The 25,141-nt window shown below is 70.7% G+C and carries 22 protein-coding genes; 16 read left to right on the top strand and 6 right to left on the bottom strand.

The features are described 5' to 3' along the window. The first annotated feature begins 62 nt into the window (after positions 1-62). From casA to ACIHCL_RS18575, 12 genes are all read left to right on the top strand, one after another. A complete protein-coding gene (gene casA, locus ACIHCL_RS18630) occupies positions 63-4,784 on the top strand; it encodes a type I-E CRISPR-associated protein Cse1/CasA (protein WP_399862985.1) in 4,722 nt (1,573 codons plus the stop codon). Then, positions 4,781-5,614 (top strand): type I-E CRISPR-associated protein Cse2/CasB, encoded by an 834-nt coding sequence (gene casB / locus ACIHCL_RS18625; RefSeq protein ID WP_399862983.1) that lies wholly within the window; start codon positions 4,781-4,783, stop codon positions 5,612-5,614. Before casA ends, casB begins: the two co-directional genes overlap by 4 nt. Before the next feature lie 102 nt (positions 5,615-5,716). Next, positions 5,717-6,958, top strand: a complete 1,242-nt coding sequence (cas7e, locus tag ACIHCL_RS18620; protein ID WP_399862981.1) for a type I-E CRISPR-associated protein Cas7/Cse4/CasC — start codon at positions 5,717-5,719, stop codon at positions 6,956-6,958. Continuing rightward, entirely contained in the window at positions 6,955-7,734 is a 780-nt protein-coding gene (gene cas5e, locus ACIHCL_RS18615; RefSeq protein ID WP_399862980.1) for a type I-E CRISPR-associated protein Cas5/CasD, read from the top strand. Before cas7e ends, cas5e begins: the two co-directional genes overlap by 4 nt. Further along, positions 7,734-8,459: a type I-E CRISPR-associated protein Cas6/Cse3/CasE gene (gene cas6e / locus ACIHCL_RS18610; protein ID WP_399862979.1), complete on the top strand. Its 726-nt coding sequence runs from the start codon at positions 7,734-7,736 to the stop codon at positions 8,457-8,459. The genes cas5e and cas6e overlap by 1 nt, the downstream gene beginning before the upstream one ends. Continuing rightward, the gene (gene cas1e, locus ACIHCL_RS18605; protein WP_399862978.1) at positions 8,456-9,415 is read left to right on the top strand and encodes a type I-E CRISPR-associated endonuclease Cas1e; all 960 of its coding nucleotides are present in this window, start codon (positions 8,456-8,458) and stop codon (positions 9,413-9,415) included. Before cas6e ends, cas1e begins: the two co-directional genes overlap by 4 nt. Beyond that, on the top strand, positions 9,412-9,774 hold the full coding sequence (cas2e, locus tag ACIHCL_RS18600) for a type I-E CRISPR-associated endoribonuclease Cas2e (protein WP_399862976.1): 363 nt from the start codon (positions 9,412-9,414) through the stop codon (positions 9,772-9,774). Before cas1e ends, cas2e begins: the two co-directional genes overlap by 4 nt. 148 nt (positions 9,775-9,922) lie before the next feature. Next, positions 9,923-10,087, top strand: a complete 165-nt coding sequence (locus ACIHCL_RS18595) for a hypothetical protein (RefSeq protein ID WP_399862975.1) — start codon at positions 9,923-9,925, stop codon at positions 10,085-10,087. 12 nt (positions 10,088-10,099) lie between these two features. Beyond that, the gene (locus ACIHCL_RS18590; RefSeq protein ID WP_399862974.1) at positions 10,100-10,393 is read left to right on the top strand and encodes a Dabb family protein; all 294 of its coding nucleotides are present in this window, start codon (positions 10,100-10,102) and stop codon (positions 10,391-10,393) included. 204 nt (positions 10,394-10,597) lie between these two features. Then, positions 10,598-11,566, top strand: a complete 969-nt coding sequence (locus ACIHCL_RS18585) for an RNA polymerase sigma factor SigF (RefSeq protein ID WP_399862972.1) — start codon at positions 10,598-10,600, stop codon at positions 11,564-11,566. 235 nt (positions 11,567-11,801) lie between these two features. Continuing rightward, positions 11,802-12,662, top strand: coding sequence for an RNA polymerase sigma factor SigF (locus ACIHCL_RS18580; protein WP_399862971.1), 861 nt, complete (start codon positions 11,802-11,804; stop codon positions 12,660-12,662). 68 nt (positions 12,663-12,730) lie between these two features. After that, positions 12,731-13,591, top strand: coding sequence for a hypothetical protein (locus tag ACIHCL_RS18575; protein ID WP_399862969.1), 861 nt, complete (start codon positions 12,731-12,733; stop codon positions 13,589-13,591). A 201-nt stretch (positions 13,592-13,792) separates the two neighbouring features. Here ACIHCL_RS18575 and ACIHCL_RS18570 read toward each other — a convergent pair whose 3' ends face one another. Then, positions 13,793-14,002 carry a hypothetical protein gene (locus ACIHCL_RS18570; protein ID WP_399862967.1) on the bottom strand — a complete coding sequence of 70 codons (210 nt, stop codon included), beginning with the start codon at positions 14,000-14,002 and terminating at the stop codon, positions 13,793-13,795. Positions 14,003-14,639: 637 nt separating this feature from the next. Here ACIHCL_RS18570 and ACIHCL_RS18565 point away from each other — a divergent pair. The 3 genes from ACIHCL_RS18565 to ACIHCL_RS18555 all read left to right on the top strand — a co-directional run bounded on the left by ACIHCL_RS18565 (position 14,640) and on the right by ACIHCL_RS18555 (position 18,881). Then, positions 14,640-15,161: a MarR family winged helix-turn-helix transcriptional regulator gene (locus tag ACIHCL_RS18565; RefSeq protein WP_399862965.1), complete on the top strand. Its 522-nt coding sequence runs from the start codon at positions 14,640-14,642 to the stop codon at positions 15,159-15,161. 23 nt (positions 15,162-15,184) lie between these two features. Next, positions 15,185-17,722: an MFS transporter gene (locus ACIHCL_RS18560; protein ID WP_399862962.1), complete on the top strand. Its 2,538-nt coding sequence runs from the start codon at positions 15,185-15,187 to the stop codon at positions 17,720-17,722. Between the two features lie 343 nt (positions 17,723-18,065). After that, a complete protein-coding gene (locus ACIHCL_RS18555; protein WP_399862960.1) occupies positions 18,066-18,881 on the top strand; it encodes a YceI family protein in 816 nt (271 codons plus the stop codon). Positions 18,882-19,017: 136 nt separating this feature from the next. Here ACIHCL_RS18555 and ACIHCL_RS18550 read toward each other — a convergent pair whose 3' ends face one another. Together ACIHCL_RS18550 and ACIHCL_RS18545 are read right to left on the bottom strand one after the other, a co-directional pair. After that, positions 19,018-19,821: a TetR/AcrR family transcriptional regulator gene (locus ACIHCL_RS18550; protein WP_399862959.1), complete on the bottom strand. Its 804-nt coding sequence runs from the start codon at positions 19,819-19,821 to the stop codon at positions 19,018-19,020. A 153-nt stretch (positions 19,822-19,974) separates the two neighbouring features. Continuing rightward, complete coding sequence (locus tag ACIHCL_RS18545) at positions 19,975-21,495, bottom strand: MFS transporter (protein ID WP_399862957.1); 1,521 nt, start codon at positions 21,493-21,495, stop codon at positions 19,975-19,977. A gap of 244 nt (positions 21,496-21,739) precedes the next feature. Here ACIHCL_RS18545 and ACIHCL_RS18540 point away from each other — a divergent pair, with 244 nt between their 5' ends. Beyond that, positions 21,740-21,955 carry a hypothetical protein gene (locus ACIHCL_RS18540; RefSeq protein ID WP_399862955.1) on the top strand — a complete coding sequence of 72 codons (216 nt, stop codon included), beginning with the start codon at positions 21,740-21,742 and terminating at the stop codon, positions 21,953-21,955. Here the strand turns inward: ACIHCL_RS18540 and ACIHCL_RS18535 are convergent. From ACIHCL_RS18535 to ACIHCL_RS18525, 3 genes are all read right to left on the bottom strand, one after another. Continuing rightward, positions 21,939-22,700 carry a response regulator transcription factor gene (locus ACIHCL_RS18535; RefSeq protein ID WP_399862954.1) on the bottom strand — a complete coding sequence of 254 codons (762 nt, stop codon included), beginning with the start codon at positions 22,698-22,700 and terminating at the stop codon, positions 21,939-21,941. The two genes, ACIHCL_RS18540 and ACIHCL_RS18535, sit on opposite strands and share 17 nt — an antisense overlap. A 212-nt stretch (positions 22,701-22,912) precedes the next feature. After that, entirely contained in the window at positions 22,913-23,824 is a 912-nt protein-coding gene (locus tag ACIHCL_RS18530; RefSeq protein ID WP_399863203.1) for an amidohydrolase family protein, read from the bottom strand. Between the two features lie 196 nt (positions 23,825-24,020). Continuing rightward, positions 24,021-24,902, bottom strand: a complete 882-nt coding sequence (locus ACIHCL_RS18525) for a DUF2797 domain-containing protein (protein WP_399862953.1) — start codon at positions 24,900-24,902, stop codon at positions 24,021-24,023. Between the last annotated feature and the right edge of the window lie 239 nt (positions 24,903-25,141).

Below are 25,141 nucleotides of genomic sequence, written 5' to 3'. Positions count from 1 at the left end.
TCATTTTAGAGCTATTTCAAAATCCGACACCTGATCGACCCGTACTCATGTCAAATACCCCCATGAGCCCAGATCAACCCGAACTCCCCTCGGCTTACGCCAGGTTGTCCCCCGCAGCGCGGACAGCCTGGGGCAAGCACGAGCGGGCAACCGACGAGTGGCTCCCGTTGTGGCGGCACATGGCGGACACTGCCGCCGTGGCGGAACGGCTGTGGGACGAGTGGATCCCCGAGAACGTGAAAGGGCTCATCGCGGATCCGCTCCCTCAGGGCGCAGCCGATGCCCGCCGCCTCGCGGTCTACCTCGCGTGCGTGCACGACATCGGCAAGGCATCGCCGGCATTCTCCTGCCAAGTGGAGGGTCTCGCCCATCGGATGCGGAGGGCCGGGCTCGACATGCCGGACCAGAAGCAGTTCGGGGTGGACCGTCGCATGGCTCCGCACGGCCTGGCCGGGCAGTTCCTCATCCAGGAATGGCTGACCGAGCGCCACGGATGGAGCAGCCGGGCGTCCGGGCAGTTCGCCATCGTGGCCGGCGGGCATCACGGCACACCCCCCGATGACCAGCAGATCCATGATCTCCGCTCCCACCCCCGGCTGCTGCGTACGCGCGGGAGGAGCGAGGCCGTCTGGCGCTCGGTGCAGTACGAGTTGCTGGACGCGTGCGCGCGGCGGGCCGGGGTGGAGGGACGGTTCGAGGAGTGGCAGTCGGTCCGGCTGCCCCAGCCCGTCCAAGTGGCGTTGACGGCGCTCGTCATCGTCTCCGACTGGATCGCCAGTTCCTCCGAGCTGTTTCCGTACGATCCCTCGTCCTGGGCGCCGTCAGGGGCAAAGGAGGCGGGGCAGGCACAAGGCGGGGAGGACCGGCGCCTTCGCGCCGCCTGGGCGGGGCTGGACCTCCCGGGGCCCTGGCGTCCCGAGGAGCCGCAGCAGAGCGCGGCGGAGTTGTTCCGGGACCGCTTCGAGCTGCCGGACGGTGCCGCCATCAGGCCCGTACAGGAAGAGGCCGTGCGGATGGCCCGCACCATGCCCGCCGCCGGGATGCTGATCATCGAGGCGCCGATGGGCGAGGGCAAGACCGAGGCGGCGTTCGCGGCTGCGGAGATCCTGGCGGCCCGTACCGGCGCCGGGGGCTGTCTGGTCGCGCTGCCGACCCGGGCCACTGGCGACGCCATGTTCCCCCGGCTCCTGAACTGGCTGGAGCGTCTTCCCTCGGACGGCCCCCGCTCGGTGGTCCTCGCCCATGCCAAGGCCGCGCTCAACGAAGTCTGGTCCGGGATGACGAAGGCCGGGAACCGGACCATTGCCGCCGTCGAACTGGACGGCGACGAGACGTTGTCCGCGCCCAGGGACGCCAACTCGGCTCGTCCTTCCGGGCTGCACGCGCATCAGTGGCTCCGCGGCCGCAAGAAGTCCCTGCTCGCCTCCTTCGCCGTGGGCACCATCGACCAGGTGCTCTTCGCCGGACTCAAGAGCCGGCATCTGGCCCTGCGGCACCTGGCCGTCGCGGGCAAGGTCGTCGTGATCGACGAAGTCCACGCCTACGACGCGTACATGAACACCTATCTCGACCGGGTCCTGGAATGGCTGGCCGCCTATCGCGTACCGGTGGTGATGCTCTCCGCGACCCTGCCGGCCGAACGACGGCGGCAGTTGGCCGCCGCGTACGTCGGCGAGGAGACTCCGGAGACGGCGGAGGCGCTGCATCTCCCCGATGACGCCTATCCGTTGATCATCGCCGTCGCCCCCGGCAATATGGCACGAACCGCACGCCCCGCGGCGGCGTCGGGCCGCCGTACCGAGGTGACGGTGGAACGGCTCGACGACGAGCTGTCCGTACTGGCGGACCGGCTGGAACACGAGTTGCGGGACGGCGGGTGCGCGCTGGTCGTACGCAATACCGTCGACCGGGTGCTGGAGGCCGCCGAACTCCTGCGGGACCGCTTCGGTTCACAGGCCGTGACCGTCGCCCACTCCCGATTCCTCGCCGCCGACCGGGCGCGCAAGGACAGGGACCTGCGGGAACGGTTCGGGCCCGGCAGCGACCGACGTCCCGTCGGACCGCACATCGTCGTGGCCAGCCAGGTCGTCGAACAGTCGCTCGACATCGACTTCGATCTGCTGGTGACCGATCTGGCACCCGTGGACCTGATGCTCCAGCGCATCGGCCGGCTGCACCGGCATCCGCGCAAGCGCCCGCCGCGCCTGGCCGAGGCGCGGTGTCTGGTGACCGGTGTGGCCGACTGGGCAGCCGATCCGCCCGAGCCGGTGAAGGGCTCGGTGGCCGTCTATCAGGGGCCGCACACCCTGCTCAGGGCGCTCGCCGTGCTCGGGCCGCACCTCGACGGCGCCCCGCTGGTGCTGCCCGACCACATCAGCCCGCTGGTGCAGGCCGCGTACGACGACCGGCCGGCCGGCCCCGGGCACTGGGCTCCCGTACTGGCCAAGGCCCGGCGTGAGTATCTGACAGGGCTCACGGACAAGCGGGAGCGCGCGAACACCTTCCGGCTCGATCCGGTGCGGCGGGCGGGGCGGCCGATCATCGGCTGGCTGGACGGTAACGCCGGGGACGCCGACGACAGCCGTGCCGGTCGGGCCCAGGTGCGGGACAGTGAGGAAACCCTGGAAGTTCTGGTCGTCCAGCGCCGGGAGGACGGCCGGCTGACCACGGTCGACTGGCTCGACGGCGGGCGCGGCGGACTGGACCTTCCGGAGCACGCGCCTCCAGTTCGTCGGGCCGCCGAGGTCGTGGCCGCGAGCGCGTTGACGCTGCCCCGCTCCCTGACCCACCCGGGCGTGAGCGACCGGACCATCGAGGAACTGGAGCGGTTCGTCGTTCCGGCGTGGCAGGTGAAGGAATGCCCCTGGCTGGCAGGCGAGTTGCTGCTCGTGCTCGACGAGCGTTGTCAGACCCGCCTGTCAGGCTTGGAAATCCACTACAGCGCCGCCGACGGACTCCGGGTGGGTTCCATCGGCGTGCCCAGAGCAAAGGGGCCGAAACGGATGACGCCCTCCTTCGACCTGGTCTCCCGGCCGTGGTTGCCCGTACAACGCGACGACGGCACGACGGACGAGCTTTCGCTGACGGACGTCTTCGCGCAGGCCGGGAGTCTGCGACGGCTGGTGGGCGATCTGCCCACCCAGGAGTTCGCCCTGCTCCGGCTGCTGCTGGCGATCCTCTACGACGCGCTCGCGGAGGTGGAGGACGGCAGACCCGGCTCCCCGGCAGAGCTGGAGGACTGGGAGGAGCTCTGGCAGGACGAAGAGTCGCTCGCCGTCGTCCTGAACTACCTCGACCGTCACCGGGAGTCCTTCGATCTGCTCCACCCCACGCGTCCGTTCTTCCAGGTCGCCGGGTTGCACACGGCGAAGCACGAGGTCGCCTCGCTGAACCGGATCGTGGCCGATGTGCCGAACGGGGAGGCGTTCTTCTCGATGCGCAGGCCGGGTGTGGGCAGGCTGGGCCTTGCCGAGGCGGCCCGGTGGCTGGTCCACACCCATGCCTATGACTCGTCCGGCATCAAGACCGGGATGGTGGGCGACGACCGGGCAAAGAGCGGAAAGGTCTATCCCCAGGGCGTGGGATGGACCGGGGGACTGGGCGGCGTCCACGCCGAGGGGCGCACCTTGCGCGAGACGCTGCTGCTGAACCTGATTCCGACGAAGGAGCGTATTTTCAACTCGACGGCGGACCCGAAGGACGACCTGCCGGTCTGGCGCCGTGCGACACCGCCCGGCCCCGGCGTACTGGAGAGGGATCCGTCCGTGCCTCGTCCCGCGGGCCCGCGGGATCTCTACACCTGGCAGTCCCGTCGGCTGCTGCTGCACACGGAGGGCGCTGACGTCACGGGCGTCGTCCTGGGCTACGGCGATCCGCTCGCGCCCGTCAACCGATGGCAGTCAGAACCCATGACGGGGTGGCGGCGCAGCCGGACGCAGGAGAAGAAGCTCGGCCGCCCGCTGGTCTATCTGCCACGTCAGCACGATCCGAGCCGGGCCGCCTGGCGCGGTCTGGCGAGCCTGTTGTACGCGCAGCGGTCGGACGACGGGGCGTCGGGCCGGGGCACGGACGAGAGCAAGCCGTCCGGGGTGGTGCGGTGGCTGACGCTCCTCGCCAACGAGGGTGTTCTGCCGGAGCGGTCACTGATCCGTACGCGGCTCGTCGGTGCGGTGTACGGAACGCAGCAGTCCGTGGTGGACGAAGTCGTCGACGACGGAGTCACCCTGCCGGTCGTCCTGCTCCATGAGAAGCGTCCGCTGCACGGCGCGGCGGCGGTGGACGCGGTCGCGGATGCCGAGCGGGCCGTGTCGGCGCTGGGACACCTGGCCGGGAATCTCGCCCGTGCGACGGGATCGCCGCCCGGCCCGGCCACGAACACCGCCCGCGATCTGGGTTTCGGGGCGCTCGACGGCCCGTACCGGCGGTGGCTGGCGGGTCTCGGGAGGACAAGGGATCCGGATGCCTCACGCACCGCATGGCAGGCCGAGGTCCGGCGGATGGTGCTCGACCTCGGCCGCGAACTCCTCGACGGCGCGGGTCGGGCGGCGGCGGAGGGCCGGGTGGTCGAGCTGCCCGGGGTCGGCACGCGCTGGGTCGACAGCTCACGGGCCGACCTGTGGTTCCGGACCCGGATCAACAAGGTGCTGCCGAAGCCGCCCGAACCGGCGGAGCAGGGCGACGGACCGAGCGGGCCGGACGGGCCGGCACCGGCTGCGTCACCGAAGCCTTCGGCACCGCCCACCGCCACTCACATCGACGACAACCCTTCCGGGGGAACCACATGACCACCTCGACGGCATCCGGCGGCGACAGCCCCATCGGCGGCACCACCCAGCAGCCCGCATCCACTGACGGCCCGGACAACCCATCGGCCACGCGATCGGAGGAGCCCACGCTCCGCGCCGTGGTCGAGCAGGTGACGCGTTCGTCCATCACCCGGCTTCAGAGCCGTTACCTCAGGGACGATCCGGCGGCCGTCGCGGAGCTCGCGCGGCTACGGCGCGGCGCGGGGAAGAGGGCGCACGAGGTCCAGGACCTGTGGGGGGTCGGCCCGCTGGACGACCTCGCCGCGTTGTTGGCGGAGCGCTCCGAGCCCACTCGGCAGCGGGAGGCCAAGGCAGCCGAGGCAGCCGAGGAGGCAGTCTTCCTCGCCACGACGCTGTGGGCACTGCATCAGCAGTCCCGTCGCGAAGACGGAATGCACGCCGACAAACGCCAGCTCGGAGGTGCGGTCCGGGCACTGATCCAGCAGCACGCCGCACCAGGCGCGGACGAGGAGAATTCACCACTGCGCACGCGTCTGGTCCGGGTCGGTACGGCCGAATCGCTCGATTCCGTCGCTGTGCGGCTCAGAGAGATCGTGCTGCTCCTGCGTGCCGCATCGGAACCGCTCGACTACGCACGTCTGGCCGGCCAGCTCTACCGATGGCAGCACCGGCCCGATCGCCCCGGTGTGCAACGCGAATGGGGACGCGAGTTCCACTTGGCCGCCGCGCCACGCGGCAGGAAGCAGAGGACCGCCGCCGATGGAACGGGGGCGGGGGACGAGGTCATCGACCGGACGCTGCCCGCGGATGAGGAGGAGACGTACGGCGGATACGCCGCGGGGGAGTGACTCCCGCCCTCATGCGGGGAAGGCGTCCCGCCTCGCCCCGACGATCTCTTTCCGGCCCTTTCCACTTCTGAACCACCTTCTCAGCAGAGGACTTGAGCACGCATGACCAGGACCATCCTTGACATTCACATCCTCCAGACCGTCCCGCCGAGCAATCTGAACCGGGACGACACGGGCACGCCGAAGTCGGCGACGTACGGAGGCGTACGACGTTCCAGGGTGTCCAGCCAGGCGTGGAAGCGGGCCACCCGGAAAGCCTTCGACGAACTGCTCGACAAGTCCGAACTCGGCATCCGGACCAAGAAGGTCGCGGAAGAGCTCGCGGGGCGCATCCAGCTGCTCGACTCGTCACTGACGCGTGCCATGGCGCTGGAGCTGGCGACGACGGTGGTCGAGACGGCCACCGGTTCGAAGATCACCGTGCCCAAGCGCAAGAGCAAGGAGGAGGACGAGCAGGCCGCCGGCGAGTCCTCGTACCTGATGTTCCTGAGCGACAGGCAGTTCAGCGCCCTCGCCGCGCTCGCGGTGGAAGGCGGTAGGGGCGGTGACGTCAAGGCGCTCAAGGAGTTCCTCAAGGTCAAGGCGAACAAGGACCGGGCCAAGCAGGCCGCCGACACCGAACACTCCATTGACATCGCGTTGTTCGGCCGCATGGTCGCAGACTCGGCCGACCTGAACGTGGACGCGTCGGTGCAGGTCGCCCACGCACTGAGCGTGCACCCGGTGGAGGTCGAATCGGACTACTACACGGCGGTCGACGACAAGAACACGGCAGCCGAGCCGGGCGCCGGAATGATCGGCACCGTCGATTTCAACTCCGCCACCCTCTACCGGTACGCGGCACTCGACGTGAACCAGCTCCACGAGAACCTGGGGACCGGCGGGAACGACGAGGACCGACCGGTGGACGCCACGCGGCGAGCGGTCACCGCGTTCCTCGAAGGCTTCATCACCTCACTCCCCACCGGGAAGATCAACACCTTCGGCAACCAGACACTGCCGTCCGTCGTGATCGTCAAGGCCCGTTCCCGGCGCCCGATCAGCTACGTCGGAGCCTTCGAACAGCCGGTCCCGCCGGGCGAGGGCGGCGGCTACCTCCGAAGCGCCTGCGAGCAGCTCGCCACGTTCGTGCCGGACCTGGAGGACCGGTACGGGCTTTCCGGGAACGACCCGGGCTGGCTGCTGCGGGTGGGCACCGGGACGAGCAGCCTCGGCGGGCTGGCGGACGAGGTGAACCTCTCCGGACTGCTGGCCGCCGTGGGAGACACCGTGGTCGCCCGGCTGGAGCCGGGGAAGGCCGCCGCCGACGATGACGGGGGAAGCGCTTCGGAGACCGGGGCATGAGTGTGCTGCTGATGCGGCTGGCGGGCCCCTTGCAGTCCTGGGGGTCCGCGGCCCGCTTCGTGCGCCGTACCACCGAGAACGCGCCCACGAAGAGCGGAGTCCTCGGACTCCTCGCCGCGGCGCAGGGGCGCAGGCGGGATGCCGATCTCTCCGACCTGGCCGAGCTGGAGTTCGGCGTCCGTATCGATCAGCCCGGCACCCGGCTGCGGGACTTCCAGACGGCGCACCACAAGGACACCCACAAGGCCATGCCGCTGTCGGAGCGCTTCTACCTGGCGGACGCCGTGTTCGTGGCAGGGGTGCGGGGCGAGCCCGCGCTCGTGCAGCGGCTGTACGAGGCGTTGCTGGAGCCGGTCTTCCTCCCGTACCTGGGACGTCGGTCCTGCCCGCCCTCGGAGCCGATCACGATCGGAGAGCCGCTGGATGGGGGGACGAACCTGGAGCAGGCTCTGCGCGAAGCCGAATGGGAGGCGTCCAGGCGGTACCGGGCGCGCTGCGAGGCGTCCTGTCGGCGCGCGGGGCATTCGCTGTCCGACAGCTACCTGGACCTGCTGCTGGACAGCACACGACCAGGTGACGGCTCCGGGGAAGACGCGCACATGACGCTGCGCGATCTGCCGGTGAGCTTCGATCCGCGCCACCGGCAGTACGGGCTGCGCGGTGTCCGCACCCTGCGGATTCCCGTCCCCGGCACGGCCGGATCTCCGTCGCCGGTCCCACCGCAGCCCCACGAACCCACCGAAATGCTCACGCCCCTCACACCGAGGACCGACTGATGTACCTCACCCGCTTCCGTGTGAACACCGGACGATCCGACGCCCGGCGGTTGCTCGGGTCACCGCACCGCATGCACGGCGCGGTGAACAATTCCTTCCCCACCCCGCCCGCCCGCGACGGCTCGGGCCCCCGGGTGCTGTGGCGGGTGGATCGCAACACCCCGTCCGAGACGCTGCTGTACATCGTCAGCCCGACCCGTCCCGACCTGACGCACCTGGTCGAGCAGGCGGGCTGGCCGGCCTCGGACGAACCGGGCTGGACGACGTTCGCGTACGAGGAGTTCCTCACCGCGCTCCACCCGGGCGACACCTGGGGGTTCAGGCTCACCGCCAACCCCGTGCACAACATCCGCCACGAGTACCTCAAGGAGGGAGACCCGACGAAGCGGGCCGCGCACAAGACCCCCCGCCACCAGATTGCCTGGCTGCTGAAGCGACAGGAGCAGGCCGGATTCGAGATCGTCCAGAAGCCGGTGGAGCGTCGGCTGCTGCCCGAGGGCGACGACTACGAGCTGATCGTCCGCGACCAGGTCCCGCTGCGGTTCCCCCGCCCCCCGGCGAAGACGAGCAAGAACGACGTACAGATCACGCGGGTCACCTTCGACGGCCGCCTGCGCGTCACGGACCCGGCGCTCTTCCGCCGCACGCTCACCCACGGCCTGGGCAAGGCGAAGGCATACGGCTGCGGCCTGATGACCCTGGCCCCGGTGCGGGAGGCGGCATGAGCACGGTCGGCCGCAGAGGGGCCTCCTCCCCGCACGAACTCACCCGGATCGGGGAGCGCCTCTCCTTCGTCTATCTGGAGCGCTGCACCATCCACCGGGACTCCAACGCGATCACCGCGGAGGACGCGGACGGTGTGACGCACATCCCGTCCGCCACCATCGGCACGCTGCTGCTGGGACCGGGCACCCGCGTCACCCACCAGGCGATGGTCCTTCTCGGCGAATCCGGTGCCGGGGTCGTCTGGGTCGGCGAGCACGGCGTGCGGTACTACGCGGGCGGGCGGGCCTTGACGCGCTCCTCGGGCCTGGTCGAGGCCCAGGCGACCGCCTGGGCGAACCGGCGCACCCGGTTGGACGTGGCGCGCGCCATGTATCGCCTGCGCTTCCCGGGCGAGGACACCGCGGGTCGTACTCGGCAGGACCTCCTCGGCATGGAGGGGCGACGCGTGAAGGACTGCTACAAGCAGGAGTCTCGGCGCTCGGGCGTGCCGTGGCGCCGACGCGAGTTCAACCGCGACGACTTCTCCGCGGGAGACGCCCCCAACCAGGCCGTCACGGCCGCTGCCCAGTGCATGTACGGGGTCTCCCACTCCGTGATCGCGGCCCTCGGTTGCTCCCCGGGCCTCGGCTTCGTGCACTCCGGGCACGAGCGGTCGTTCGTCATGGACGTGGCGGACTTCTACAGGACGGAGGTCGCCATTCCCGTGGCGTTCGACGCCGCCGCCGAAGGCGAAGAGGACGTGGCAACGCGAACCCGCCGGATGCTCAGGGACCGCATCAACCAAATCGGACTGCTCGACCGCTGCGTCCGGGACATCAAAGACCTGCTCGGTTACGACGGCACCCGCGACACCTCCGAGTCGACCAGCGCCGCACAGGACCGGGTCACGCTTCTGTCCGACGGCGACCGGCACGTCGAGGGCGGTCGCAACTACGGGGACGAGATCATCTGGTGACCGTCATCGTTCTCACCAACTGTCCCATTGGCCTGCGAGGCTTTCTCACGCGCTGGCTGCTGGAGATCTCTCCAGGGGTCTTTCTCGGTGCCCCGTCGGCACGGATCCGCGAAGTCCTGTGGAACGAGGTCCGCCAGTACGCGGGACAGGGACGGGCGCTGCTCGCCTACCAGACGGACAACGAGCAGGGCTACACCTTCGAGACCCATGACCACGCGTGGCACCCGACCGACCACGAGGGCCTCACGCTGATCCACCGTCCGAACCCCGGCGCACCACGCGCCGCGCAGAAACCGGCAGGTGTTCCCCGCCAGGGCTGGAGCAAGGCGTCCAAGCGAAGAAGGTTCGGCGGCCGGTGATCGGCAGGTCCCGGTAACAGCCCGGGGAGCAGGAGTGAGCGGCGTCGCGACGCTCGTACGGGCGAGTCTGTGATCCAGATGGATGCGACCATTCGTGCGGATACAATCGCCCGACTGCACAGAGCACCGATGGGGAGGCAAGGGGCTGATGGCGCAAGCGAAGAAGATAGCTCTCTTCGTGATAGTCGTCTTCGTGCTGTACACGATCATCACGTCCCCGGACCGGGCCGCAGATCTCGTGCAGGTAGGGTTCGAGGGCATTTCGAGTGCCGCACAGGGCGTCGGCGACTTCATGTCCGCGCTCGTGAACTAGGAGTACCACGCCGTGATCCGCCATCTGGTCCTGTTCAAGCTGAACGACGGAGTCGAGCGGGACGAACCGCGGGTCGTCGCCGCGGCGAAGGCGTTCCAGGACCTGGAGGGGCAGATCCCCGAGCTGGAGTTCTGGGAATGCGCCTGGAACATCACCGACCGGCCGATCGCGTACGACTTCGCCATCAACTCCGCCGTCGCCGACGAGGCCGCCCTGAAGCGCTACATCGAGCATCCGGCCCACCAGGCGGCCGCCGGCCAGTGGCGGGAGTTCGCCACCTGGGTGATCGCCGACTATCCGTTCTGACTCACCGGTTCCGACTGATCCGACCCCCCGTACGCCCTCCGGGCCCCTCGCCGTCACGGCGAGGGGTCTTTTTGCGTGTTCAAACCAAGTTGAACCCAACACGACGCTATACGGTGCTTGCACACAGTGGGCATGTCTTGTGATGCTATGACCGCTTTTGACGGATGAGTTGACCAAAGTTGACCGCAAAGGGGTGGCCTCACCGTGCCGGCCAGTACAGCGCCTCAAGTGCCTCCCCAGACCGTCCAGGCCGAGCGGTCCTCCCGGAAGGCCCAGGACGCACAGGCCGCACAGGCCTCCCAGTCCCCCCAGGCCGCACAAGCCAATCCGCCCTCTTCACCCGCGCCGCCCGCCGTCGGGGCCATGCGGTCCGGGGACTCCGACGGCACGGCGGCGACACCCGCCAAAAGCAGGGGCGCGGACACCAGAGCGCTCACGCAGGTACTTTTCGGACAGCTCAAGGAACTGGAACCGGGCACGCCGGAGCACAGCCGGGTGCGGGCGGCACTGATCGAGGCGAACCTGCCCCTGGTGCGGTACGCCGCCGCACGCTTCCGCAGCCGCAACGAGCCGATGGAAGACGTCGTCCAGGTCGGCACGATCGGGCTGATCAATGCCATCGACCGGTTCGATCCCGAACGCGGCGTGCAGTTCCCGACCTTCGCGATGCCGACCGTCGTCGGCGAGATCAAACGATACTTCCGTGACAACGTGCGCACCGTCCACGTCCCCCGCCGACTGCACGAACTCTGGGTGCAGGTCACCGGCGCCACCGAGGACCTGACCACCGCGCACGGCAGGTCTCCGACCACCGCGGAGATCGCCGAGCGGCTGAGGATCTCCGAGGACGAGGTGCTGGCCTGCATCGAGGCGGGCCGCTCCTACCACGCGACCTCCCTGGAGGCCGCCCAGGAGGGCGACGGGCTGCCCGGCCTGCTGGACCGCCTCGGGTACGAGGACCCGGCCCTCGCCGGGGTCGAACACCGCGACCTGGTCCGCCATCTGCTCGTACAACTGCCCGAGCGCGAACAGCGCATCCTGCTGCTGCGCTACTACAACAACCTGACACAGTCCCAGATCAGCGCAGAGCTAGGTGTATCCCAGATGCATGTGTCAAGGCTTCTGGCCCGAAGCTTTGCCCGTCTGAGATCCGCAAACAGGATCGATGCCTAACCGGATCGGGTAGAGCACTCGAAGTCCGGTTTGGGCGGACAGACTTACCGAGCACCCCCGTTAACTGGGCAGACGCCACAAAGACTTGTCGACATGTCGCTACAGCGTGTTGCCGACATGTGACATTCTGCGGAAACCGCGTTTGCCGCGGCCTCGCCTCCGGTATTCAGGTGGGAGCTGCGTTCCTCCGATGGTCGCGGCTCGACGCGACCGTCCGCGACCTCAAGGGGGTGGCATGTCCGAAGAACAGGGCAGCTCGAAGGTGCTCACGCTCACAAAGGGCGCACCCGAACCCGTTGCGCCCGCCAGCTCGCCGGAAGCCATCAACACCCGCACACTGTCCCGCTCCCTGTTCCTGCGGCTCGCCGCACTGGCGCCCGGTCCCGACGGAACGGAGAGCCCGGAGCGTGCCTACGTACGGGACACGCTGATCGAGCTCAACCTCCCGCTGGTGCGGTACGCCGCCGCCCGGTTCCGCAGTCGCAACGAGCCGATGGAGGACATCGTCCAAGTCGGCACGATCGGGCTGATCAAGGCGATCGACCGGTTCGACTGCGAACGCGGCGTGGAGTTCCCGACGTTCGCGATGCCGACCGTCGTCGGCGAGATCAAGCGCTTCTTCCGCGACACCTCGTGGTCGGTGCGCGTCCCGCGCCGCCTCCAGGAGCTGCGGCTCGCGCTGACCAAGGCCAGCGACGAACTCTCCCAGAAACTGGACCGTTCGCCGACCGTGCCGGAACTGGCCAGGGCGCTCGGCGTCTCGGAGGAGGACGTGGTCGACGGGCTGGCCGTCGGCAACGCGTACACCGCGTCCTCGCTGGACTCGCCGTCGCCCGAGGACGACGGCGGCGAGGGTTCCCTCGCCGACCGGCTGGGGTACGAGGACACGGCACTGGAGGGTGTCGAATACCGCGAGTCGCTCAAGCCGCTGCTGGCCAAACTCCCGCCCCGCGAACGGCAGATCATCATGCTGCGATTCTTCGCCAACATGACCCAGTCGCAGATCGGCGAGGAGGTCGGCATCTCGCAGATGCACGTCTCGCGCCTGCTGACCCGCACGCTCGCCCAGCTCAGGGAAGGTCTCATCGCCGACTGACCGCCGTGGACGCCGCAGCCGCGGCACAGAGGCTTCCGATTTGACGGACCGTCAGCCACACTGGCGCGATGCGACGTCAGGCAGCTCACTCGACCGGCCGCCGGGGCACCGTGATCGCCGCCTCGGCGGCCGTGCTGTGCCTGGGCGGCGCGCTGGCCGCCTGCGGGGGCGGAACGGCGGGCGACGGTTACGTGGCGGTGGGCGCGGCGGGCTCCGGTACGGAACGGGAACCGCCCTGGGCGGTGGCGCCGCCGGGAAGGGTGACGCTGGTGCCGCTGGACGGGGACGTCGGCGGCACCGGGCCCTCGCAGGGCACCACCGCTGGTGGGCGCGGGCCCGGGGACAGGGTTCCGAGCGCGGACGGGAGCGGCCCCCGGGGCCTCGGAGGCGTGGGAGGTCCGGGGAGCGCCGGAGGCGCGAGCGCCACGGTCGGCGGAAGGGGAGGGGCGACGGCCGACGCCTCCCGCCCGGACGGCCGGGGCGGTTCGACCGGCCCGGGTGGTTCGAAGAGCCCGGAGGGCCCGGGCGCGGGCAGCGGCCCCGGGGGCGGTACGGGAGGTTCCGGCGACGCGGGAGGCGGGACCACGGACCCACCGGCCCCCGGACCCTCCGCACCGGGCGGCCCGGCCGTGCTGGTGGTCGGCGCCCTCGAACGGGCGGCCGCCGAGCAGCGCTGGTGCGAGAAGGTGACCGTGGAGTTCCGCAACACCGGCGGATCGCCGGCCCGCGACGGCACCGTCACCTTCGCCACGCACATCATCGGCGGGCTGGGGGTCGACTGGGCGACCGTCGAGTCGACTGCACCGCTGCCGACACCGATCGACGCGGGAGCGGCACGGACGAGGACGTACACCGTCTGCGTGGACGCCTGGCGGGTGCCGCTGGGCATGCACGTGGAGACCCGCGACGTGACCGCCGTGGTGGAGTGACGCCGTCGTGACGCCGTCGTGACGGTGATACCCGCAGCGCCGACCCGACGTTCGCAGTGGTGCCGTGGGTGCACGGCGGTGATCCGCCGTGCACCTCCGTCGCCGAACGGCACCGCCGTGCGGAAGTGACGACGCCCGCTCCGTACGGACGTCCGGCCCGTACGGAGCGGGAAGGTTACGGAGACAACCGCCGCGAACCGGTCAGCCGAGCGCGAGCCAGGCGACCGCAGCGAGGACGACGAGCACCGCGACGACGGTGACGATCACCCCGGTCTTCGGTCCGGACGGAGGGGCGGCCTGCTGTCGGCGCTGCGGTTCGCCCTCGTCGACGAAGGCGCGGAACATCTGGGTGCTGCCGGCCGGGTCGTGGTTGCCCTCGGGGCCCTGAGGGGCGTGGGGGTTGTGTGCCATGGGGCAGGACCCTAGCGAACTCGGCGTTACGGCCCAACCCCCGGGTCGGCCAAGCGACCTGACACCGAACCCATCAGCACCCGGCACCTCGCGGGGACAAGAAACCGGCCCGCGGAGCCGGCCCGCGGCACACGACCACAGAACCCACAGAACACGACCGCGGGACCAGCCTGCGCAACCAGCGGGCCACCGCCGCGGGCCACGACCGCGGAACACGGCCGTGGAGCGCCGCCACCGAACGCACCGCGCCTCTTGCACACCGCGCCTCTTGCACTCGGCCCCGATCACCACCGGAACCGGCCTCGTCCCAGCGTGAACCCGGAGAGGCCCGCAGGGGCCGGCAGGGGCCGGCAGGGCCCGGCGAGCCTCGGCGGAAACCCGAGGGAAACCCGGCGGGAAGCCTGCGAAGACCGGGAGGGAGGCCGGCCAGAACCCGACAGAACCAGCCCCGCCTGTGGCAGGAGACACACCCGCCCCGAGCCGCGCCCCCGCACGCTGGGGCTTTGACCGGAGCCCTACAGGGCCTTTTGTTTTCCTTTACTTCTGCAAGCCCGCTTTCGTTTGCCTGCAGCAACCAACGGCTTTTATGGTTGCCCTAAGCAACAAGATGCACAGGTGGAATCGTCTGGGGGGTCCCATGGCCGCACGGAGTCAGTACGAAGAGCTGGCCCGGCATCTCAGCGCGGTCGGGGCCGTCAAGCGAGGCGTCGCACGCGTCCTCCCCGCCGAATGCCCCTCCGGCTCCGCCGCCGTGCTCGCGCTGCTCAGACAGCACGGCGAGATGCGAATCAGCAGACTGGCCGAACTGCTGGACGTCGATATGTCCGTCACCAGTCGGCATGTCGCCCACGTGGCCGACCACGGCTGGATCGAACGGTCCTCGGACCCCACGGACAAGCGGTCCCGCATCCTGCGGCTGACCCCGGCCGGACGCGACCTGCTCGGTGACATGAACCGACGCATCACCGAGATGTTCGCCCACAACCTCTCCGACTGGTCCGACGACGAGGTCGGACAGCTCAATCGGCTCCTGGCCCGGCTGCGCGACAGCTTCGCCTGCCGCGGTGCCGGCGACTGCGTCCCCGGAACGCACAGTGGCGAGTGCCGCTCGCGGCCTTCCGGCGACGCCACCGACGCGCACACCCGTACACCCGTGTAACAGAAGCAAAGACAAGGAACTCTATGGCTACGACCACACCGACCGGTGTGCGGGGCGGCCGCGCCAAGCACGGGGGGTCTCCCGATCCCTCGTCCGGTGCGCCGATGACACACCGGCAGATCATGGAAGCACTCGCCGGGCTGATGCTCGGCATGTTTGTCGCGATCCTGTCGTCGACGGTCGTCTCCAACGCCCTTCCGAAGATCATCTCCGACCTCGGCGGCGGCCAGAGCGCCTACACCTGGGTCGTCACGGCCTCGCTGCTGGCGATGACCGCCACCACTCCCCTGTGGGGCAAGCTCGCGGACCTGTTCAGCAAGAAGCTGCTGGTCCAGATATCCCTCGTCATCTACGTCGCGGGCTCGGTCGTCGCCGGTCTCTCGACCAGCAGCGGCATGCTGATCGCCTGCCGCGTCATCCAGGGCATAGGCACCGGCGGTCTCTCCGCCCTCGCGCAGATCGTGATGGCGGCCATGATCGCCCCGCGCGAGCGCGGCCGTTACAGCGGATACATCGGTGCGGTGTTCGCCGTCGCCACCGTCGGTGGTCCGCTGCTCGGCGGTGTCATCACCGACACCAGCTGGATGGGCTGGCGCTGGTGCTTCTACGTCGGTGTGCCGTTCGCCGTCATCGCGCTGATCGTGCTCCAGAAGACGCTGAAGCTCCCGGTCGTGAAGCGTGACGTCAAGGTCGACTGGGCGGGCGCGTTCTTCATCAGCGCCGCCGTGTCGCTGCTGCTGATCTGGGTGACCTTCGCGGGCGACAAGTACGACTGGCTGTCCTGGCAGACCGCCGTGATGGTCCTCGGTTCCCTCGCGCTCGCGGTGATCTTCGTGGTCGTCGAGTCCCGGGCCGCCGAGCCGATCATCCCGCTGCGTCTCTTCCGCAACCGCACCATCACGCTGGCCTCGCTGGCCTCGCTGTTCGTCGGTATCGCGATGTTCGCGGGCACCGTGTTCTTCAGCCAGTACTTCCAGCTCGCGCGCGACAAGTCGCCGACCATGTCCGGCGTCATGACGATCCCGATGATCGCGGGCCTGTTCGTCTCCTCGACGGTCTCCGGCCAGATCATCACCAAGACCGGTCGTTGGAAGGCATGGCTGGTCAGTGGTGGCGCCCTGGTCACCGCGGGGCTCGGGCTGCTGGGCACCATCCGGTACGACACGGCGTACTGGCACATCGCGATCTACATGGCCGTGTTGGGCCTCGGCATCGGCATGATGATGCAGAACCTGGTGCTCGCCACGCAGAACCAGGTCGCTCCGTCCGACCTCGGTTCGGCCAGTTCCGTCGTCACCTTCTTCCGTTCCCTCGGCGGTGCGATGGGGGTCTCGGCGCTGGGCGCCGTGCTGGGCAACCGCGTCACCCACTACGTCAAGGACGGCCTCAAGGCGCTCGGCCCCGAGGGCGCCGCACTGGGACACGGCGGTACGGGCGGCGGGGGCATCCCCGACCTGGACAAGCTGCCCCCGCCGCTCCGCGAGATCATGGAGAGCGCCTACGGCCACGGTGTCGCCGATGTCTTCCTGTACGCCGCTCCGGCCGCGCTGGTCGCCTTCCTGATCACGATCTTCATCAAGGAGGTCGCGTTGAAGACGAACGCCGCCGACGCCACCCCGGTCACGGACGAGACCCCCGTCGCGGACGAGGCCGCCGCCGTCGAGCAGGCCGAGGCCCCGGCTCGCGTCCCCGCCCTCGCGGCCACCGCTGCCCCCGCGGCCACCGCCGCGAGCGCGGCCCGGACCGTCCCGGCCCCGGCCACCGCCGCTCCGGAACCTCCGGCCGCCTCCGCCCAGGGCACCGCCGTGCACGGTGTGGTGCGCTCCGCGGAGGGCGCACCCGTCGCCCGGGCCGCCGTCACGCTGATCTCGCTGGCCGGCCGCCAGCTGGGGCGCTCCGTCGCCCAGGCCGACGGCAGCTACGGCCTGAACGCACCGGGCACCGGCAGCTACGTGCTGATCGCGTCCGCCGACGGCTTCCAGCCGCAGGCGTCGACGGTGGTCGTCGGTGCCGAGCCGCTGTCGTACGACATCCTGCTCTCCGGTACGAGCGGCCTCGCCGGGACCGTGCGGGCCGCCGAGACCTCGGCACCGGTCGAGGGCGCCATGGTCGTCGTCACCGATGTGCGCGGCGACGTGCTGGCGAGCGGCGGCTCCGGGGAGAACGGCGAGTTCTCCTTCGGCGAGCTGGTGCCCGGTCCGGTGACCGTCGCGGTGAACGCCGCCGGGTTCCGTCCGCTGGCGCTGCCGGTGGAGATCGGCGGCCAGGGCGTCACCCGCCTCGATGTCGCGCTGCGGTCCGGCGCCCTGGTGCGGGGCGTCGTGCGGGCCGGTGCCGGGGGGCGCCCGCTGGCCGACGCCCGAGTCACCCTGGTCGACGCGGCGGGCAACGTGATCGCCACGTCGACGACCGGGGAGGACGGGGCGTACGGCTTCACCGATCTGGACGCGGGCGAGTACACGGTCATCGCGACCGGCTACCCGCCGGTGGCCGGCGCGCTGACCCTGACGGGGTCCGGCGTCGACGGCCACGACATCGAGCTCGCCCACCCCGGCGAGTGAGCAGAGCCCGGCGGCAGCCCCGCGACACCGCGGAGCCCGCCGCCGGGCCTTTCACCACAGACCCCTGGCGGGTCGGCGTCCCAAGCGGAGACGCTGTACCGGCCGGTGGAAATGGGCCCCGGTGGCGGGGACGGCAGGCAGGGGACGGCCGGCCGGTCCCGCCCCCGGGGCCCGACTCATTGAGGCACCGGGCCACCGGACGTCGATCAACGGACCCCGGACCATCGGACATCGATCATGGAGCCCCGGATCATCGGACCGACGATCACCGGGCCACCGGACCATCGATCGCGGACCACGGGACCACTGGGTCACTGAGCCCTGAGCAAGGAGAGAGAACGGGATGGGACTTCGCGCACAGGTACGGACGCGGGACGGCTGGGCGGTCCAGCACGCGGTCGTGACGGTCACCGACATGACCGGCGCGCAGGTGCTGCGGGCCACCGCCGACGAGGACGGGGCGGTACGGACGGACGCGCCCCTGCCGGCCGGCGCGTACACGGTGATCGTCACCGCGGTCGGGTACGCCCCGGCCGCCTCCACCGCGCTCGTCACGGCGAGCGGGTGCATCGAGGCCGGCACGGTGGTGCTGGCCCGGCAGGGCGGGGTGGAGCTGCCGCCACCGGGCGCCTGGTCGCTGGATCCGGCGCACTGCTCGGTCGCCGCGGTCGCGCAGCACCTGGGGATCTCCAGCGTGCGGGGCCGGTTCACCGAGTTCACCGGCCGGATCGAGATCGCGGACGAGGTGCACCGTTCCCGGGTGGACGCCGTCATCACCGCGGCCAGCATCGACACCGGCAACGGCATGCGGGACAAGCATCTGCGCTCGCCCGACTTCCTGGACACGGACCGCTTCCCGGAGATCACCTACCGCTCCGACGGGCTGACCCCCACCGGCCCCGACCGCTGGACCGTTCACGGTGTGCTGTCCATGCGCGGCGTCGAGCGGCCGATCGATCTGGATCTGAGCTACCTGGGCACGGGTCCGGACCCGTGGGGCGGGGTGCGCGCGGCGTTCAGCGCCACGGCGGAGTTGCGGCGCGAGGACTTCGCCATGAACTACAACCAGGTGCTGCAGGCGGGCATCTCGGCGATCGGTACGACACTGCGGGTGGAGCTCGACATCCAGGCCGTGCAGGGCGAGTCGCTGCCGTCGTAGCTGTACTCGGCCGCCGCGTTGGTGACACGTGGCCCACGGGCGGAGCGAACGGGCGGGAGCCGGAACGGAGGAGTGCGGGGCGGGGGCGTACGGGGCGGGCGGCACAGCGCTCGCCCGGTACGTCCCCGTCCCTCGGCTACTCGGCCCCTCGGCTGCTCTCCCGGCCTCCCGGCCCCTTGCGGTCCTGTTCCCGGATCGCTTCGATACCGGCGATCAGCAGGTCGAGGGCGTAGGTGAAGTCCCGGTTACGCATCTCCTCGACCGTGTCACCGCCCCGGGCGTCCATGAGCCGTTCCGAGGACTCGATCATCTGGTCGAACCCCGGCTGGCCGCGGACCGCGCTCATGGACTGCTGGTAGTACTCCTCCTGGGTCAGCCCCGCGTTCGCGCTGCGCTGCGCGAAGTGGCCCTCGATGGTGCCGAATCCGTAGACGAACTGGAAGACCGCGGCAAGCGCCCCGGCCTGGCGCTCCAGCGGCAGGCCGGTCGCCCGGATCACGTCCAGGACGGCGTTCGACAGCGCCCTGGCATGCGGACCGATGTTGAGGAAGTGACCGGCGAGATGCGCGACCCAGACATGACGGACGATCAACTCCCGGCACTGAGCCGTGAGTTGGCGTATCCGGTCGTGCCAGTGCGCGTCCTCGTGCGGGATGCGGATCTCGCTGTGGACGGAGTCGAGGGCCAGCTCCAGCAGATCGTTCTTGGTGTCCACGTACCAGTAGAGCGACATGGCCGTGACCCCCAGCTCGGCGGCGAGGCGGCGCATGGAGAACTTGTCGAGCCCCTCGGCGTCCAGCAGCCGCACCGAGGCGGCGACGATCTTCTCCCGGTCGAGACCGGCGGGCTGGTCCGTCCTACGGGCGCGCGACGGTGGGCGCTGGTCCAGCCACACACTGGTCATGCCGGGGTTCTGCACGCGGTCGGCCGCGGACACCATGGCGCTCTCTCCTCGTCTTACCGGCGGGGCGAACCGTCCGTATGCGTACGCAGCAAGCCGATGCGTACAGGCCGTGTGCGCGCACGCGGCCTGTACGGCGGGTGCGTACGCATGAAGCGGACGCGTACGGTCCGATGTGCCCCGCCACCGATGCTATGCCGCCGCCGCGGTCTCGGTCCCGGCGGACTCGGCCCGCTCCGCCCGGCGCAGGAGCGCCGCGGCCAGGAGGCCTCCGGCCAGCACCGCCGCGGCCCCGGCCAGCTGGCTGGTCTCCAGGCCCGAGGCGAAGGCGTCGCCGATCCGCGCCCGTTCACCGTCGTCGCCGGCCGCGGCGAGCGCGACGGGCAGTGAGGCGGCGCCCACCGCCGCGGGCACCAGCGATGCGAAGCGCGCGTTGAGCACCGCCCCGAGGACGGCGACACCCAGGCCGTTGCCGAATTCGGCGAGCGTGCCGTTGACCCCGGCACCCACGCCCGCCTTCTCCGGCGGAATGGCGCTCATGATCGCGTTGGCCATGGCGGGCGTGGCGAGCGCGATGCCCGCGCCCATCACCACCAGGCCGAGCAGCATGCCGCCGTAACCGTCGCCGCCGAGCAGGGCGACCGCGGCGAGCCCCGCGGCCAGCAGGGTCATCCCGGCCGCGATGGTGAGGGGCGTGCCCAGCTTCGGCACCATCCTGGCGCCCAGCCCGGAGAGGTTGAGCACGACGACGCTCAGCGCCAGCGGTGCGGTGCGCAGACCGGCCTCCAGCGGCCCGTAGCCGAGCACGAACTGGAGCTGTTGGGTGAGCAGGAAGAGCGAGCCTCCCATCCCGAAGGCGACCAGGATCGAGCCGCCGACCGCCCCGACGAACTTCTGGTTCCGGAAGAAGTGCATGTCCAGCATGGGGTACGGGATGTGCAGCTCCCACAGCACGAACCCGGCGAGGACGACGACCCCGACGATGGCCGTCAGCAGGACCGGACCCGATGTCCAGCCGCGCTCCGCGCCGGAGATGATCGCGTACACGACGGACGCCATACCGATCGTGGAGAGCAGCGCGCCGAGCAGGTCGGGACGGCCGTCGCCGAGGTTCCCGGACTCCGGGACGAGCCAGGCCACGGCAATCAGACCGAGAACGGCGACGGGGATGTTGATCAGGAAGATCGCGCCCCACCAGAAGTGGTCGAGCATCACCCCGCCGATCAGCGGACCGACGGCGACGCCGAGCGAGCCGACGGTCGCCCAGATGCCGATCGCCCTGACCCGCTCGGTCTCGTCGAAGATCTGGACGACGACGGCGAGGGTCGTGGTCAGCAGCAGCGCACCGCCGATGCCCATGCCCGCCCGCGCGGCGATCAGCTGCGCGGACGACTGTGCCAGTCCGGCCGCCAGCGAGCCGATGCCGAACACGGCGAGCCCGGCGATCAGCATCTTCTTGCGGCCATAACGGTCGGCGGAGCTGCCGGCCGTGAGCAGCAGGCCCGACTGGACGAGCGAGTAGGCAGTGATCATCCACTGCACTTCGGCGGTGGACGCGTCCAGTTCCCGGGTGAGGGAGGGGATCGCGACGTTGAGGACGGTGTTGTCGAGCAGCACCGTGAGCTGGGCGAGACAGATGACGCCGAGGATCAGCCAGCGTTGCGGATGGCTGGGCGGCGCGAGGTTTTTCTGCTCGGCGACGATCGCCGTCATGCGAACTCCAGATGCCTTATACGGTGTACGAGCCTGGCCATACACCGTATGACTTCTCTCGTACGGCGTACAAGTTGTTTCGCTCACCCCCGTCCTCACCGCGGCCCTCGCCGCGACCGACCCGGACACCCGCGAGCACCGCCTGGCCCACGCCTACGAGATCATCGCGAACGCCCACAACCGGCTCGGGCTCACCGGCCCGGTCGACCCCGCCACGCGCCCGTACCACAGCAGGCCGTTCCGGGTGCTGCACGCCGAGCGCTTCGCCGCCGCGCTGACCGACCGCATCACCGATCCGGCCGTGCGCGGGCTGCCGCCGATCGGTGCTGTCGACCAGTTCGTCGACAGCACCGACGTACTCACCCGCCCCGGCCTCACCCGGGAGGTGACCCGGGCCGCAACCGCGTCCCGCCCCGCCCGGTCGGACGACCGCCCATCGCCCCCTACTCGCCGGGCTTGATCAGATAGCCGGCCCCGCGCCGGGTGTGGATCATCGGCGACCGGCCGGCGTCGATCTTCTTGCGCAGGTACGAGATGTACAGCTCCACGACGTTCGCCTGCCCGCCGAAGTCGTAGTTCCACACCCGGTCGAGGATCTGCGCCTTGCTCAGCACCCGTCGCGGATTGCGCATCAGGAAGCGCAACAGCTCGAACTCCGTGGCCGTGAGGTGGAGGGAGCTACCTCCCCGGCTCACCTCGCGGCTGTCCTCGTCGAGGACCAGATCGCCGACGACGAGCGTCGACTCGGCGCGTACGGCCGCCGCCGCACCGGACCGCCGGATCAGCCCGCGCAGCCGGGCCACGACCTCCTCCAGGCCGAACGGCTTGATGACGAAGTCGTCGCCCCCGGCGGTGAGCCCGGCGATCCGCTCCTCCACGGCGTCACGCACGGTCAGGAACAGCACGGGCACCCCGGACAGCTCCCGCCGCAGCCCGCCGAGCACCGCGGAACCGTCCGCACCCGGCAGCGTCACATCGAGGACCACGACGTCCGGCCGGAAGTCCCGCGCCATCCGCACGGCCCCGGCGGCGTCCCCGGCACTGCGCACCTCCCAGCCCTCGTAGCGCAAGGCCATGGAGAGCAGTTCGGTGAGCGCGGCCTCGTCGTCCACCACCAGCACGCGGACGGGGGTGCGGTCGGCCGCCCGTGCTTCGGTACGTCCCTGCGGCAGTCCGGTGCGCCTCTGGGGCGAGATCGTCGTCATGCCTCAACCCTGTGAGGCTCCCCTGAGAGGCTTCTTTCCCCAATCTGTGATTTCTCTGAGAAACGCCCCCGTCACGCGCCACGCGCCACCGACCGCATGCCTCGCGCCCCGACCACGTGCCTCTGCGCCACCCTCCGCACAGCCGCCCCCGCACACCCCCACGCGCCCTCGCACTCCCGGCGCGCTCCGCGCCACGGTCGCCTCCGCGCGCCTCACACCACCCCGAACAGCTCCCCCGCGTTCCCGTGGCAGACCGCCCGCAGCCAGTCGTCACCCAGCTCCAGCCGTTCCAGCGCGTGCAGTTGATGCGCGTACGGATACGGGATGTTCGGGTAGTCCGTTCCGAGCAGGATCCGGTCCCCCAGCGCGGCGAGCCGCCCTCGTTCGGCCGCCGGGAACGGGCTCAAGTCCCGCGTGAAGTCCGTGAACGCCATCGTCGTGTCCAGCCGCACCTCCGGGTATGCCTCGGCCAGCGCCAGGAACTCGGCGTACTCCGGCATCCCCATGTGCGCCACGACCAGCCGCAGCCGCGGGTGCCGGGCGAGCAACCGGGCGATGGGGCCGGGCCCGGTGTGCCGACCGGGCGCCGGGCCGGAACCGCAGTGCGTCACCACCGGGATCCCGGCCTCGGCGAGCAGCCCCCACGCCGGGTCCAGCAACGGGTCGCCGGGGTCGTACCCACCGACCTGGACATGCGCCTTGAAGACCCTGGCCCCCGACTCCACCGCCTCGCGCACATACCGCTCCACGCCCTCCTCCGGGAAGAAGGTCGCGGTGTGCAGGCAGTCCGGTGTCCGGTGCGCGAAACCGGCCGCCCATTCGTTCAGCCAGGCCGCCATCCCCGGTTTGTGCGGGTAGAGCATCGACGTGAACCGCCGCACGCCGAACGAACGCAGCAGCACGAGCCGTTCGTCCTCGTCGTGCCGGTAGGCGATCGGCCACTCCCTGCCGGTCAGCGGCCCGGCCGAGTCGAAGTACGCCCAGACCTTGCGCAGCACCCGCTCCGGCATGAAATGCGTGTGGACGTCAATGATTCCGGGCAGTTCCAGCCGTTCCCAGAACCGAACGACGTCATCCGCGCCGCCCTCGGCGCCACCCGCCGTACCCTCGGCCTCGCCCGTCATCATGTATCGCTCCGCTCCTGCCACCACACCGTCGCCCCGTCCTTCGGATCCGACAGTCCGCTCCCCTGGTTCGGACCCGACGACCGCTCTCCGTCCTTCGGACCCGACAACCCGTTCCCCGTCCTTCGCATCGGGTGGCCTGTTCCCCGCCCGTCGCATCCGGCGGCCCGTTCCCTGCCCTTCACATCCGACGATCTCAGAACAGCCCGCCTTGCACGCCACCGCCCCCGATGTCGGCCACCGGCACGCCCACCCCCGCCCGCGCGTCGGCACCCGTCAGCTCCCACCCGGCCATCAGCCGGGTGTCCAGCACCACGACCCCGTGCCCCACCGTCTCCAGATGCAGGTCCGGACCGGCCGCCGCCACCAGCCGCCCCGCGACCACGCCCCCGTCCACCAGCTCGGTGACCGCGCACGTCACCTCGACCGCGACACCCAGCCCGAACAGCCCGGCGTGGTCGACCGCCTCGAACGGCAGCCGCTCCAGCGTCTCCGGCCACCCGGCCCCCTCCAGCGCCACGGCCCGCCCGTACAGCTCCGCCACCTCGGCCCGCCGCTCCTCCTCCCCCGGCAGCACCGCGCGTACGGCCCGCTTCGCGGCGTACGGAATCCGGTCCGGCACCCCGAGCGCCGACCGCAGCAGTTCCTCGGTCCGCCGCGCCGCCATCAGCGGCCCGCGCCCCAGCCAGCCGAAGACCACAGCCCCCTGCTCCCGCAGCCGCGCCGCCCCGCGCTCCTCGGCCGTGATCCCGACCTTCACCATCCCCGGCCCGAACCAGGCGAGGTACACCCGGTACATCCGTGGGTCGTCGGCGATCGTGTCGGCGGCCACCGAGTGCGCCCGCTCCAACCGCGCGCACTCCGGGCACCGCGCCCCCGTGCTCCGCCCCGGCACCGCGGCCCCCACCGCACACGCGTTCCCGCGCGCCCCGACGCACCGCCGCGGCCCCACGGCCCGGAACCCGAGCTCCGTCCCGTACGCGAGCGCACTCGCCCGCACCACCCCGGCCCGCAACCAGCCGAGCGAGGGCCCACCGACCTCCGTCGGCCATCGCAGCCCCGTGCACTGCCAGCCCATGGGTGAACTCCGGACGCTCGCGGACGAGGAAAGATCCCGCGATGCTACCGGGCAACGGATGACGGGAGCCGGATGAGAGCCGGGGGACGGACGCCGGAGACCGGACGCCGAACGGCACCTCGCGGATGACGGACGCCGGATGGCAGGAGCCGCCCGGAACACATCACTCCGTCCCGGCCGACCCGTCCGAACCCGTCCGGTTGGCCCATCCCATCCACCACGTCCGCACCGGCGGCCTC

Origin of the sequence: Streptomyces sp. NPDC052042, from assembly GCF_044548345.1 — a bacterium.
Lineage (GTDB): Bacteria > Actinomycetota > Actinomycetes > Streptomycetales > Streptomycetaceae > Streptomyces.
This window is presented reverse-complemented; position numbering and strand designations above follow the sequence as displayed.